This is a genomic window from Nitrospinota bacterium (assembly GCA_027619975.1).
Lineage (GTDB): Bacteria > Nitrospinota > Nitrospinia > Nitrospinales > VA-1 > JADFGI01.
In genome coordinates this window covers 94,188-108,499 of record JAQCGX010000006.1, presented here as the reverse complement: position 1 = coordinate 108,499, position 14,312 = coordinate 94,188, and the positions used below count along the sequence as shown (strand labels likewise).

Below are 14,312 nucleotides of genomic sequence, written 5' to 3'. Positions count from 1 at the left end.
TCCGTATAACCTTTAAGGGTAGGTCGCCTGTCCTACTAAAACAAAAGACGCTTCTTTGAATTGGCGATTCGGCGCCGTTGTCAATTTTTAGAGATGCCCTTTAGTTTTTTGCCTCCGTGCTACCTTCAAGAATTTGGTCAACCCCGCAAAGCACATCTTCAACCGTGATGATTTGCATGCATTCCGCGTCTCCCTTATAGCATTCCTTTTTGCGGGTCACATGATTGCAGGGACTGCATTCCAGCGATTTATAAATCACGACATCCTTTTCACCGAGCGGTCGCCACACGCGTGGGTGAACCGAACCGTATAAGGCAACGACAGGGGTCCCGAGTGACGAGGAAAGGTGCATGTAGCCGCCATTATGGCAAACTGCAAATTCCGCACCCTCGGTAATGGCGGCCAACTCCTGAAGATCCGCCTGAATAAACGCAAAAGGCGTGTCCTCAATTCTATCGATCACGGCCTGAGCCTGATCTTCTTCCCCCGGCCCGCAGGTGATAACGATTTTGAGCCCATAGTCCGACGATAAACGATCCGCCAAACGGGCAAATTTTTCGTGTTGCCATTGATTGTAGATCTTGCGCGTTCCCGGATGAATGATGCAATAGGGGTCTTCGTTGCGAATCCCCTGTTCCTCAAGGATACGCCGGGCATTCTCCCGACTGGCGTCTGACAGGTGAATGGCGGGAGAGACCTCATCAAAAACAACTCCCAGCTTTTTTATCAAGGCCACTTGATAATCCACAGGAAACTTTGGCTTGAGGTCGTTGAACTCCAGTTTCACATTATAAAAAAACGAACGTTTGGCGTGCTTATGCCCCACTCGAAACGGCGCCTGCGTCAGAAAACACATGATCGCTCCCCGCGTTCCTTCATGCATGTCGATCGCCATGTCGTAACCATTTAAATACAGATCCCGATAAAACCGTATCTGTTGCCAGAGTGAGCCTTTATTAAAACAAAGAACCTCATCCACATCCGGGTGGTTCCGCACCAGATCATAGGATGGCTTCTCGACCAGGACCGTCAAATGCGAATCGGGGAAACACCGCTTCAGCGGACCATAGACGGAAGTGTTATAAATGACATCTCCGATGGACCGCAGTTTGATCAGCAGAATTTTGGGTTTGCGAGGAAGCTTTTCTTTATCAAATTGGAGCACGTATTTTTATTTCCAGAAATTTTTATAAATGAACGACCCGCCGCAAGCGGACGGGGACTCCGACAAAAATTTTCAGTTAAAAGCCGCAGCAAGCTACGGGGTATAAAACCCACTTGTGGAAATCAGTGTTTGGACTCAGCCATTGCCTTTTCCACCAGTTCCAGCAACTTGTTTTCCAACCCCTTGATATCATAATGAGCGATGCACCGCTCCCGTGCTTTTTTTCCTTTGGCAAAGGCTTCCTCTGGATGATCAAAAATGTGATCCACCGCCTCCGCCAGCTGTTGGACATTTCCCGGCTCCACCAGATACCCGCAGTCGCTCAACACGTCCGGGATATCGGAAACGCGGGTGGAAACGATGGGTTTGGCCATCGCCATAGCATCAAAAATTTTTGCCGGCATTTGTCCCACAGTATCGCTGGTCTTCCGCTGAGGAATGACAATAACATCTGCGGCGGCCAGATGTTCGGGAAGCTCCTTGAAAGGAATCATGGGTAGAATGACAAGTTTATTTTCCTCAACCAGTTTTTCATGCCGTCTGCCAAAACCTTCCTCCGCGCCGATGATGACCAGACACGCATCGGGACGGTCGAGTGTATGCATCGCCGCGATCAAATCATCCACCCCTTTATGTGGTCTTGGAGTCCCTAAAAACATCACCACTTTTTTACCCTGCAAACCCAGTTTTTCTTTGGCTCGATGCGTATCGAATTTATCCGGGTCCAGTACAGAAGTGTCACGACAATGATACAGCAAAGTCCCTGAAAACCGATTTTTAAGAAACCCATTGCTCACCGTTATCGCATCCGCAAATTTCACCAACTTCTCCATGAGCCAGGTATGAGGCAGGCCATTTGGATTAGAAAAATTCAAAAACCGCCCCACTTTGCCCCAGAAACCCGTGTGATAAAAAAACCCCACCTCCCAGTCATCAATATCCACCAGCAGTGGTTTTCCCGAAGTCCATTTTTTTAACAATCCGACGCCAAAACTGGTGGGCATCGGCTTGCAGGCAAACACAACATCGCCGTCAATCGCCCGCAGCATTTGGCGGATGGTCGAAATAAAAGCGGGATAGCGTTTCCAGGAGAAAACTTTAATCGGAAGATCCAGATCCTCGAGAGGATACCAGACCGTCCCCCGTTTTGCCGGGCCTATAAGCTCCACCTGATGGTGCCGGGCCAAAGCTCGCGCCAGAAGCGCCGCCCGTCCCAGGGAGTTATTCGAGAGATCAAAACATAAAAAGGATATTTTCACGAAGATCCCTTGGAACTCTGGTTGATCTCCAGCCTGCGAGGAAAAATGTTGAGGGTGCGGATATCTGTAAACAGCGGCCAACCCGCAGTCGGGGTGAGGATGATTGTTTCATCCAGAATGCGCCGGTAAAAAATCTCCCGCGCCTTAAGCGGTCCAACAGTCACCGTTTCTACATGCGGTCGGATACTTTTTCCTGGTTCAAAATCAAGTCTCACTTCGGCATTGCCATCAATGGTCCCAAAAGGAGGCGGCAACTGGTATTGGGCGCGAAGACGCAAACGGTCTCCCTCCCCTTCCAGATGCACATCGCCCTTGCCTTTCATCTCCTTCAGCGCCAATTGTTCAAGAGTCTCAAACTGAATAGTAGCCCTCGGAAACAGCCGCCCGATTTCAAACAGAATCAACTTTCCATTCAAAAACAATTCATACAAATTGATTTGCACATCATGAAAGGTCAACTCGAAATCATCCAAACGTATTTTGTTTGATACCGCGGAATCCGCCGTCAGGGTAATTTTTTTATAGCGTCCAAGATACAAATCCTCCGCATTGTCCGTGGGGACAATGGAAATCCTGGCATTTTCTATCTGCTTGATGCCATAAATCGGATAATGCGGCAGGGCTTCGATGAACCGCTTGCCCACCTGCTGAAGGTCAATGGCTCCTGCAATATCTTTAATCGGAGAAACATCTCTCTTGAAAACCAGCCCCCTCGCTCCATTGGGCAGTGGGTAGGTTTTAAACAGGGAAAACGTTTTACTGAGCGTTGGATCATCAAACAGGCGATCTCTTTTGGGATTGATCTGCCGGTTCCCCGATTCCCCTTCCTGACTGCTGTCTTTGGTGATGAAGTAATCCGTCAATTCGCCCTGATTGCGTTTCACACTCTTTACAGTAACGGGCAACCCTCGAATCAGTGCGGCGTCGCGGAAAGCCCCTCTATGAAACCAGGCGTGATTGGTGAGCGTACGCACGGTGATCATTTTCCCTGGAGGCGGGGCGGACTCTTGAACGATATCGTCGAGGATGGAGTTGATGTGCCAGTTTTCTTTAACGGGAAGACCTTTAAACCCGAAAAACGAACTTCCCAAACCCGGAGTTTTTAAATCTCCCGGCAGAAATCCCGCATAAATATAGGTGAACAGACTGACCACCACCACAAGCCCTAAGGCCCAATTCCGAACCCTGCGTTTGTTTATCTGGATAATAAGAAGGGCCGATAGCACCGATATCGCTGGCAGGCATGGCATCGTGTAGCGCACGCCTTTGTTGTTGATAAACGTGAACACCAAAAAGGGCAAAACAATCCATCCGCATAAAAGCCAGTTGAAATTTTTTCTATTAAACAGAAATGTAATGAACCCCACCACAAACAAAAGAAACAAGGGCAGTCCCATCTGCCGACCTGCCGCTTCCAGATAATAGCCCCAAATGGGAAGGTTCCATATCATATCCCCTTTTAGAACCATGTCAGGCAGTCCAAATTTGGAGATGCCTCGTGACATTTTCACGAGGTTGTGTGCGTACCAGGGAAAACAAACCAATAAAGAAATAAAGGTAAGAGTCAGGATGTTGATTATTTTTTTGGCGGAAATATTGACTGCGGGAAAGGATCGTACCAAAGCGAATACCAGGGCACATTCCAGAATCAGAACCCCTTCTCGTCCTTTTCCGAGAATGAAGATCACCAAAGGCAGGATCATGAGGGCAAAGATCATCCCCAGATAATACGCGGTTTTCTTAAGAACTTTACGCGGCCTGTCGGCCTCCGTATGGAACAGGCCAATCAGGATCGCCGGAAGCAAATAAAAGATAAACGTCCATTTGACCATCAGTCCCACGGCAAACGAACAACTGAACCAAAACGAAAACTTGCGGTTTTCAAAATTTTCCGAGCGCAGGAAAAGATAATAGGAAAGTGCCACCGAAGCCGTGAGCGCGGTGCCTATCGATAACTGCCGGGAAATGTAAGCCAGAAAGGGATAGCAGGCCATTAAAAATGCCGCCAGAAGCCCGGTCGAACGACCGTACAGTCTTTGACCGATTCCATAGGTCGAAAGAATAATAACGGCCATATAAAACGAGTTGACCATCACCGCATTGTCTTCAGAAAACCCCAGCCCGGCAAGAACAGGCAATAACGAAAGATGATAAAACGGCGGATAAAACGATTCGACGCTCAACAAATCCAGCCATACCCGATCTGCCCCTGATATGAACGCGCTCCAATAACCAAACGCGATGCGAAGGTGGGCCGCCGGATCCCAGGATAGCGGCCGCGCGTCCAGGAGAGTCCAGATCTGATTGCATCCGAACGTCCAAAGAATGAAGGTCAGGAGGATAAAATAATGCGATGGAAAACCGGAAGCCCGCTTTTCTTGCCTTGAGGATTCGCCGCCAGCATTATTAGCGGGTTTATTTTCAACAAAAATTTGTTTGTCAGACGGGTTGTCCATAGTGTTCCGTTTTCTTGTTCTCTCTGAAAATTTAAAGGCATCTCTAAAAATTGACTAAATGCTCCTAATCGTCAATTTAAGGAGATGGCTTTGTTTTAGTGGGACAGGCGACCTACCCTTAAATTTAAGGTAGGTCGCCCGTGCCACTGATATATGAAATCCTTGTACAATGTTCAATTTCCTGTAATAAAATAATTTTTAGAGGTGCCCTTAATTCATTAGAGGAAGGCAGGCTCTCTCTTTGACGCACACAAGGAGGACCCCTTGCGGAAAGAGTCACAAATCCATTTCTCGATCCGGTTGAAAGGGATTATAATTCACACGCTTGCATTTTTCATCTTAAAACCTTTTTTAGGGAACGACCCTCTTGGATCGTCTCTAAAGTCACCCAATCGAAGCACTCTGTTCCGATTTTTAATTATTACCTCAAATCCATGCCGACCTTTCTATCTTCATTGCAGACAAAATTTAAGAATACTATTTTCCTGGCGCTATTGACCGGCTTCTGTTTTTTTTCACTTTCCTACCAATTAGGAGAAGTTCCCCCCTACCATACGGACGAAACCTTTTACGTTATCTCCGCGAAAAACATGCTGCAGTCGGGTGATTACCTGACGCCTGTATTTCACGAAAAAAAGCGGTTTGCCAAACCCATTTTGTATTACTGGCAGGTGGCCCTTGCATACAAGGTATTCGGCGTCAGCCTGGTTTCCGCCCGTCTGTGGTCGGTGGTACTCGGAACCTTGTCCGCCGTGCTGGTTTTTCTACTGGGGCGCCGTTTGCTGTCAACCCAGGCGGCCAGGCTGGCCGCCTTGATCCTGCCATCCATATACCTGCATTTTCAAATTTCCCGTTGGGCCACAACGGATATGACGTTAAATTTTTTCATTCTTTGCGCGTTCTATTTTTTCATCAAAGCCTTCCAGGAGGAAGTCCACCGGACGCAAAATTATCTGCTCTTTTATTTTGCAATGGCACTGGGGTTTCTCACCAAAGGCCCCCTAGCCATCCTCATTCCAGCGCTCACGATCACCGCGTTGCTTTTTATTCGGGGAGATTGGAAACGACTCGGCGAAATGCGGCTGCTATCTGGATTGGTGATTTTGTTGATGGTGGACGTTCCGTGGTTTGCCGCCATGTTCGCGTTGCATGGCGACGAATTTGTGAACCACATTCTCGGTTCAGAACTTCGGGACCGTGTTGTTCATCAAACCCCTTTCAGCTTTTATTATCTGGGAGTTTTTGTCCGCTATTACCTGCCATGGTCCCTGTTCCTGATTTTTTCTCTTGCAGTGTTGACCCAAAATTTTAAAACCCGGATTTTGAGTTTTTTTGACAAAGATAACATCGCTCTTTTATTTCTTTTCCTCTGGATTTTGATCCCTCTCATACTGTTCACTGCCTTTAGAATCGAACACAGTCGCTATATGCTCCCGGCTTCTCCGGCAGTGGCTTTGATCCTGGGTCATTATTTCACCCGCCTTGCCAGCTCTGACCGGGGATTCAACCAGCCTCTGTTTAAAATCCCCTTTTATCTCACGCTAATTATTTATTTCCTGCTGACTTTCGCTGTCGCTGGGGGCGTGTTGATATTGCAATCCGAATCCAGCGTTCCGTTCCGAATCATGTTTCTTCCCCTGTTTCTGGCCGTGGGACCTGCCATCCTGCTCCTGATGTTTGTCGCCAGACGCCGGATGGCTTTGATCGTGACCCTGGCTGTTTTTCAAACACTCAGCCTGGCTCTCATTCATGGCGATGCGATTCCGTTTTTCAACCGCTATCCCATGAAAAAATTCGCGCAGGAAATTGCTCATACGGGAAGCGGCGAAGAGGTCATCGGGGTTTATAGGCTTGGCAGTCATCAGTCCCGGATGGAGGTGTTAGCAGGACAATATTCAAAATATATTTTCACCCCGGAAATGTTGCACGATTTTCTCAAGACCGATAAAAAAGTTTATCTGGTCATACGCGAAACCGAATGGCAGGATAACTTTACGAACCTCCCCTTGACCCGGCAATCCACCGACCAGATCTGGAAAAAAAGGCGGGTCGATAAAAAATATCTTACCGGGTTATGGGAAAAAGGCCTCGACTTCAACAAATCCGACCTTCTTGAAACGGTTGTTTTGTTTACCAATCAATGACAAGACTCACCGAATCAGAGGCACCTTCATTTCAGAAAAATCGTAGCGGACGTTTTTCCGGTTATTCAGAGAAGTAAAATAAGCGTATTTTCGGGTGGCGTGAATCAAATAAAATTGTTCGGGATAATCCTGCTGCAGTTTTTTAAACTCGTGTACCGAGGTCAACCAGGTGGAATCCGGCTGGTTTTCCACCCGGCTCATAAGTTTCAGGGGGTCCCCAAGCGGCTCGTCCATGAAACGATCCGAGTAAAACAGCAGGGCATTGCGAGGATTGTGTAGAGTAAGACGGTAATTGCCGAGTGTTTGATCCGCCGGCGTGTTTAAATTTATCACCGCCGCCAGTTGCCGGACATCGACACTGTTGGGGGACAAAGTGACCTTCATCTGCAAAGGAGTGGCGTTCACGAATAGCACCGTTGCCATGACAATGCTGACAATATAAGGCAAGGATTTTTCTCTGACATTTTCATCCAGCCAATCTCCCACGGTCTTGGCGGTCACAATCGCCAGTGCAGGAAATATCATGAACAGGTAACGCAGCGTCTGGTTTCTACTGCTGCTCATCACCAGAAAAGTAAACACGATCCAGATAAACAGCAGTTGAAAGCGAATATCTTTTTCCAGAAAAGATCGCTTGCCAAACTGAAACAAGCCGATGAGGGCAATGGGCAGCCAGGGCCAGTAGTTTTTCAGAAAATCGCGACAATAGCCAAAAAAATCCGAAAATGTAAATTCATCGCCAAACCCCCGGTTAAAAATCAGCAAGCCGAAATGGGTTTGCAAAAAGGAGTCGCCAAACGTGAGCCAGCTCATCAAGTGCCAGCTGAAACCCAGTAGCAGAGCCAAACCCACGCCCATTAAAAAATAGGCGCTGAACATTTCTTTCCAGCGGCCAGCCAGAGCCAGAGTGACCACGGCAATGGCCAGGGGAAACCCTCCGAGAACGCTTTTGGTCAGAATCGCCAGGGCGGACAGGAGTCCAAAAAGCAGATAATACCTTCTGTTTTCCAATCCCCTGGCAAAAAAATACATCGCCCCGGTAACGCAAAAAGCCAGGATGATATCGACCATGCCCCGGCGGGCGGAATCGACAAACATCCCAGGAAAAATCAATACAAAGGCGGAAAAAAAGGCGATCCAATGATTCTTGAAAAGCTGCAGGCACAAGGCATAGGTCAAATAAACAGTGGCCACACCAAATACAGCAGTGAAAAAAACTGCGGCGTATCCCGACACTCCAAAAACCTTGAAGGCCAAAGACGTCATCCAGAAAGGAAAAGGCGGATTGGCCAAATCCGGAACCCCATTGAAGGTCACCACCCACAAATTTCCAGACGCAATCATTTCTTTGGCTTTTTGGGCGTAATAGGTATCGTCGAAATTTGGCAGTCCCACATTCAACTGCCGACCTAAAAAAATCAAGGCCGAAGAATAGAGCAGAAATATGATCTGTAGCGTTTTATTTTTTAAAAAGAAGGAGGTCAAGAGTCTCTCTTGTTTGAGAAGCGTAAGAAATCTGGAAGGAAAATTCTAGAGATAGGAATTCAACCGCTGTTGGTCTTCCTTGCTTTGGTCCGGCAAAAAAAGAAACCCAAAGGTTTCCAGACGCCAAACCAGAACGTCCAATCCTTTCAACATATAAAACCAGTAGACAAGCGCCCCAACGAGGGATTTATGATTCATCCCGCTGCGGCAGAACAGAAAATCCCGCAATTGTTTGCGGGAATGGCGGATGAGTTGCCAATTTCCCCGTTCTTTAAATATCTGTATCAACTTGAACAGATTAATGAACCTGTCTACCATACGGTTTCCGTATTCGTAAAAATAAAAAAGAATGAATCATCCTTTAAAATCCGCTAAATTATGGACCTCAGCGGCTTATAATATATCATCCACCCAAAATAAGTAAAGATACGACCTTCAAAGGATAGGCCAACAAACGATGGACGCCAAAAAACTCTACGAAACAGCCAGCCAAAAAGTTCAGCCAAATTCCGACCTGGTGGACTGGCACCTGGAATTTCTCCGAAAAATGGTGAGCATCGACAGCCGGAGTTTCAACGTCAACGAATTTGCAGGAGACCGGACCACACCCACCGATATGAAAGAAATACTCGCCTGCGCCGAAGACTATTTGCGTCAGATCGGATTCCCCTGGATCAAAATCAATCAGCCGCCGCCTGAGTATCCAGACGCCACCCCGATTTTACTGGCGGAAATTCCGGCATCCCCCGACAAGCCCACTATTTTATTTTACGCGCATCTGGATAAACAACCTTACATGGATGACGGCCGATTCCAGAAATGGGAGGGCGTCCCGCCCACCGAATTGCGTTGGAACGAAAACCGGACCCGGGCTTATGGCCGGGGCGCGGCCGACGACCTGAGCGGGGTGGTGTCCATCGGCATGACCATCGACGCGCTTTTAAAATCGTCGCCGCATGCCCTCCCCTGCAATATCAAGGTGATCTATGAAACCGAGGAAGAATGCGGGTCGCATTCTCTGGCCGCACAGATCCGGCAGAACCAGGAATTTTTTTCGTCCGTCGATTGTGTGGTCATCACCGATGTCATCAACCCCGCCACCGGCATTCCGGCGCTGACCACATCGCTCCGTGGCATCATCCAACTGGAAGCCACACTCACTGGAAAAGACGAACATGGGGACGCGCAAACCGCCTTATATAAACTGCTAGCCACTCTGATCCATGACGACCATGCCCTGGCCGTGGACGCCATTGCCCAATCCGATCACCCCGAGACCGAGGAAGAAACACGCGGTTATGCAAACGTTCCGACATCCATCGAAATGCTTCGTGACGCCGCCGGCCTGTTGCCGGAGACAAGATTGACCGTCCCGGAAAAGAAAGAGGCCCTCATTCTGGCGCAACTGAGAAAATCCTGTGCCAACGTCCGTCCCGGCCACCGACTTGCCGGCTCCATCATCTTTGGCGCGGCAGGAGCGCGACTGACTTTTTCTTCCTGCAAGGATGACGGTGCGCTGAAAAATTCTTTGCAAAGCTTACTGACCCAATGGAATCCGTTTCATTTGAAATTGACCCTCAAGCAACTTTCTTCACAACCGGGAACCGCTGTCTTTGACCTTCTCCTTCAGTCAGCCGACAAAGACCCCCACTCTGGAATGCACGGCGGACCTTTCCCCGTACCCGAACTGCAACTGGCAAAAATGATCGGTAGGCTCGTCCACAACGATGGGTCGCTGCATAAAGATATTGCATCTTGCCTTGAAGCAAACAATGGCAGTATGAAAACCCAGTCCCTGCGGGTAGAGCACGATGGGACGTCCCGTCTTTTTGAAAACCCAACGGCCAAGGCCATCGTAGAAATACGGCTGGCTCCCGGCAATAATGACACCCAGGCGATAGAGCACCTGATAAATCATCTTAAAAAGCAGGTTACTTCCAGGTTCGAGCTGGGTTTAAAAGTCGATAAGGGAGCTTCCCCCTGGATGACGGAATGCAAACATCCCGTTTTCCCCTTGGTGTTGGAGTCGTTGGAAAAAGGATTCGGCCAACCCAGTTGTCTGTACGGTTGCGGAGGGTCTATTCCTTTTGTCGCCAAACTTCTGGACGCGTTGGGCGACGTTCAACCCATTTGCCTGGGGGCCTATGATGCAGACGCCCGTATGCACGAACCGGGTGAAAGCATGTCCCTGGTGGATTTACTGGGCTGTACCCGTTCCATCATTTACCTGATCGCTCACGCGGCAAACGTTTACCCCGCCACTAAAACCTGAGTTTTTCCCCATTTCGGATAAAAACCCTAAGTTTTTCGAAAAAAATACCTGCTTAGGTCTTCAACAAAAAAGGACCCAACCCATTGATCGACAAGGCTAAAACCCTTGCTTTTAAACCAGTTACAGTGCATCTATGGGTCAATTTTAACCAATCAAGCCAATTCCAGCAAGAAACAGCCTAAAATTAGCCTTTTCAATAGCTTGAAAAATTCACAACACATACCTTATAATATAAATCAGGTGAAGGAATATTACTTCCAGTTGAGGCGTGGCGAGTGAAAACTGCTTTAGAAAAAGAGGATGCGAATTTCAGGCCGATTAACACCAAATTCCTGCAGGGCGAATTCCAGGAAAGTTTTGACATTTTTTATAAAACCGAAGCCTTCGGAACCGCTAAGTTTGTCAAATTTGCCAGCGCCTCCCCCGAACATCAGGACAAAGTCCGAAAGTTGATCGAGGAAAAGGAAGGGACCGAGGATTTTTTCATCCAGGCCGACGATATGATGAAGTATTACAGTCAGGCTACGGTTCACCTTAGAAAAATGATTGACGACCCCAACCTATCCCTCAAGGAAAAAACATTAAAAATTTATGATGTGTCGAAAGATATCATGAAGGACTTTTTTGAGTTCAACGCTTCGCCCAAAATCCTTAAATCTTCGGAACAAGTGGTGGAACTGATGGATGAATGTCTGTCCAGCGCTGACGCCGATTTTCATGCCTTATTCACCATTACCTCGAAAGATTATTACACCTACACTCACAGCGTCAACGTCGGCCTGTACTGTCTGGGTTACGGGGTCAAAACCAAAATGGGGTCCAACGACATCCGGGATTTAGGTCTTGGCGGCATGCTCCACGATGTGGGAAAAACCCAAATCGATGCCGGCATCCTCAATAAAAACGGCAAACTGACTTTTGAAGAATTCGAGGCAATTAAAGCCCATGCACCGCTGGGGCAAGAGATCCTGGAAGGCATGAAGTGCCACACAGCTCATGTGATAGAAATGGCGGGCCAGCATCACGAGCAGTAAGGGGGAAACGGCTACCCCAAGGGTCTGGTGGGGGACGAAATTTCTCATTTCGCCAGAATCTGCAAGGTCACGGACGTCTACGATGCTCTGACCACGCGCCGGTCCTATAAAAAAGCGTTGCGCCCCTTTGATGCCCTCACCGTCATGGGCAAAGAAATGCAGGGTGAGTTCGACATGGAAATCCTGGGAAAATTTATAAAATTTATAAAATTTATGGGCCCCGACCTTTAAACCCGCCTCACAATATTTATCAGACAACGCTCCACTTTGCTCGCCTTCTGGTTGCGTCCATCTTCTGTCTCATCTTGATACCCTCAACTATTGAGGATCATCCTTCCTGGGCCTCGACCGCGAGATTCACGTTTTCACGAAATTGAGGCGTCCATTCCTCCAGCTCTGCTTCAGAAAAATTTAACAACGAAAAAAGCGTGTCCATGCCGGCAGGAGCCTCGTTCCCGATACCATCCGTAAAACCCCAGCTATTGGCCAGATTCCTGGCGACACAAACCGTCCCTGCCAGTGGATCCGTGATCTCATCTTCGCCTGACGCATAGTAAAATTTTTGCGCGTTGATTAATTCTTGCGGAAGACAAAAAGCTTCCGCCATCTTGACACCCAGATCCGCATGGGTGAACCCAAGCTCCCTTTTCTCGACCTCAAGCAAAGACATCTGTTCACACTCCGCCTGTCGAACCCACTCCTGCAAGGATTTTGAATGGTAGGCGGCAAGAGAAATTTTTCCAATTCCATGAATCAATCCCGCCGTGAAACAGACATCCGTTTCTATTTTTTTCAAACAGGCTCCCAGGCTTCCAGCCAGGACGGCGGTAACGGTCATGTGTAACCAAAGTTTGGAGTAGTCGAATGCAGGAGGAAAATTATCCTCCTGATAGCGCTCAAGGATCGGGGTCGTCAACACAATATTTCTTATCGCCCCCGGCCCCAGGAGTCCTCCCGCCTGTTGCAGGGATGAAACCTTACCCCCATATCCATAAAGCGGCGTGTTGGCCACTTGCAAAACTCTAAGGGCAATGGCAGGATCGTATTGGATTTTTTGCAGAATCGTGTAGTCCATCGCCGAGGTCTTGCTCAATTCATCCAATAAACTGAGGATCTGTCCGGGAAGCGAAGGCAGCCCCTCCATTACCAGGAATTCATCAGCCTTTGAAGATGTCATCTGCATGTCCCATTACGGTTCTGTTCCTTCCAGATTCTTTTGCCTGGTAAAGCGCCTCATCCGCAACCCGAATCAGATGCGTATGATCGGCAGTCGTCTCTTTATCAAATTCCGCGATCCCGCAACTGATGGTAACGGAATGAACCCTGCCGTCATTTTTGAAACGGCATTTTTCCACTTCCTCACGGATTCTTTCCGCAATGACCCATGCCCCGGCGCCATTGGTTTCGGGAAGAATCAGGACAAACTCCTCCCCTCCGTAACGGGCCGCCACATCGTATGAACGGCACAACCCTTTTATAATTCCGGCGATGCCCCTTAGCACATCGTCTCCCTCCTGATGCCCAAAGGTATCGTTGACGCCTTTAAAATAATCCACATCCATTATCAACAGGGAAAGAGGCGAGTTGTATCGTCGGCATCTGAGAATTTCGCTTTGCAACACCGCTTGAAATTGCTGACGGTTGTTCAATCCCGTGAGCCCGTCGGTGATCGATAACCTCTCAGCTTTTTCATAAGACTGCGCATTACTGATCGAAACCGAAATCACTTCGGACATGTTTAGAAAATAATCCAGGTCCGTCACGTTGAGACGCCCTCTTTCGTTGTCGTTCAAATTGAGGACACCAATGATCTCATTTTCAATCATCAGCGGAATGGTGATAAAGAAGTTGTACTTGAACAAAGGGTTTCTCACCCCCTTGAAGAATCTGGATTTAGCATGATCCTGCTCCAGGATATAAGTTCCTGAATCGATCGCCTCGCTCATAACTTCAGAATCTTTCAGACGCAGGTTGAGTGTCTCTTTCAGGTCAGGATGGTTGTGGCAGGCCAGAGTCAGGATTCTTCTACTTTTGTCAAAAAGAAACAGGGAAAAATAACGTATGAAAAGAATATAAGGCAGTTTATCCGCTAAAACTTTATTGATTTCCTCCAGACTCATTAAACTGATGCTCTTCTGCAAATAAATCAGATGATCCATATGCAAAAGGGATTGCCCCAGCATTTCATTTTGCTTTTTCAGCAAATTGCAGATCACACCCAATTCTTGCTTTTTTAATTTTTCAAACTGGCTTTTTTCTATGAGCACAGGAAGTAAAACAGTTGACGATTAGCGGGTCATAAAATTGTTCCTTTACACAGCTTATGCAAAAACCTTGTCAAAATAATGACGCCGGCTTAATAAAGGACTCCAAACCCTGATTTTTTAATTGCTTCCAGCGGTTCACCGCTCGCTCCCCTATTATTCAATAAAACAATGCGTTTCACAAGAATAGAAAATCTACAATTTTCGAAACTTCAACCCAATATCAAACCCAT

At 47.8% G+C, this 14,312-nt stretch carries 11 protein-coding genes; 4 read left to right on the top strand and 7 right to left on the bottom strand.

The window, feature by feature from the left end; genetic code table 11:
- Window positions 1-100: 100 nt before the first annotated feature.
- From O3C58_03580 to O3C58_03570, 3 genes are all read right to left on the bottom strand, one after another.
- Window positions 101-1,165 carry a glycosyltransferase family 9 protein gene (locus O3C58_03580; protein MDA0690943.1) on the bottom strand — a complete coding sequence of 355 codons (1,065 nt, stop codon included), beginning with the start codon at window positions 1,163-1,165 and terminating at the stop codon, window positions 101-103.
- 122 nt (window positions 1,166-1,287) lie between these two features.
- Entirely contained in the window at window positions 1,288-2,424 is a 1,137-nt protein-coding gene (locus O3C58_03575) for a glycosyltransferase family 4 protein (GenBank protein ID MDA0690942.1), read from the bottom strand.
- Window positions 2,421-4,880, bottom strand: a complete 2,460-nt coding sequence (locus O3C58_03570; GenBank protein ID MDA0690941.1) for a glycosyltransferase family 39 protein — start codon at window positions 4,878-4,880, stop codon at window positions 2,421-2,423. The genes O3C58_03575 and O3C58_03570 overlap by 4 nt, the downstream gene beginning before the upstream one ends.
- A 434-nt stretch (window positions 4,881-5,314) precedes the next feature.
- Here O3C58_03570 and O3C58_03565 point away from each other — a divergent pair, with 434 nt between their 5' ends.
- Window positions 5,315-7,024 (top strand): glycosyltransferase family 39 protein, encoded by a 1,710-nt coding sequence (locus tag O3C58_03565; GenBank protein MDA0690940.1) that lies wholly within the window; start codon window positions 5,315-5,317, stop codon window positions 7,022-7,024.
- 6 nt (window positions 7,025-7,030) lie between these two features.
- Here O3C58_03565 and O3C58_03560 read toward each other — a convergent pair whose 3' ends face one another.
- Complete coding sequence (locus O3C58_03560; GenBank protein MDA0690939.1) at window positions 7,031-8,509, bottom strand: glycosyltransferase family 39 protein; 1,479 nt, start codon at window positions 8,507-8,509, stop codon at window positions 7,031-7,033.
- A gap of 45 nt (window positions 8,510-8,554) precedes the next feature.
- Window positions 8,555-8,827 (bottom strand): hypothetical protein, encoded by a 273-nt coding sequence (locus tag O3C58_03555; GenBank protein ID MDA0690938.1) that lies wholly within the window; start codon window positions 8,825-8,827, stop codon window positions 8,555-8,557.
- Window positions 8,828-8,966: 139 nt separating this feature from the next.
- Between O3C58_03555 and O3C58_03550 the strand changes: the two genes are divergently transcribed.
- From O3C58_03550 to O3C58_03540, 3 genes are all read left to right on the top strand, one after another.
- Window positions 8,967-10,781: a M20/M25/M40 family metallo-hydrolase gene (locus tag O3C58_03550; protein ID MDA0690937.1), complete on the top strand. Its 1,815-nt coding sequence runs from the start codon at window positions 8,967-8,969 to the stop codon at window positions 10,779-10,781.
- Between the two features lie 275 nt (window positions 10,782-11,056).
- Complete coding sequence (locus O3C58_03545) at window positions 11,057-11,815, top strand: HD domain-containing protein (protein ID MDA0690936.1); 759 nt, start codon at window positions 11,057-11,059, stop codon at window positions 11,813-11,815.
- Window positions 11,816-11,842: 27 nt separating this feature from the next.
- Window positions 11,843-12,046, top strand: a complete 204-nt coding sequence (locus O3C58_03540) for a hypothetical protein (GenBank protein ID MDA0690935.1) — start codon at window positions 11,843-11,845, stop codon at window positions 12,044-12,046.
- 97 nt (window positions 12,047-12,143) lie between these two features.
- Here the strand turns inward: O3C58_03540 and O3C58_03535 are convergent, their stop codons facing one another.
- Window positions 12,144-12,992 carry an HDOD domain-containing protein gene (locus O3C58_03535; GenBank protein ID MDA0690934.1) on the bottom strand — a complete coding sequence of 283 codons (849 nt, stop codon included), beginning with the start codon at window positions 12,990-12,992 and terminating at the stop codon, window positions 12,144-12,146.
- Window positions 12,973-14,082 carry a sensor domain-containing diguanylate cyclase gene (locus O3C58_03530; protein MDA0690933.1) on the bottom strand — a complete coding sequence of 370 codons (1,110 nt, stop codon included), beginning with the start codon at window positions 14,080-14,082 and terminating at the stop codon, window positions 12,973-12,975. Before O3C58_03530 ends, O3C58_03535 begins: the two co-directional genes overlap by 20 nt.
- Window positions 14,083-14,312 lie beyond the last annotated feature (230 nt).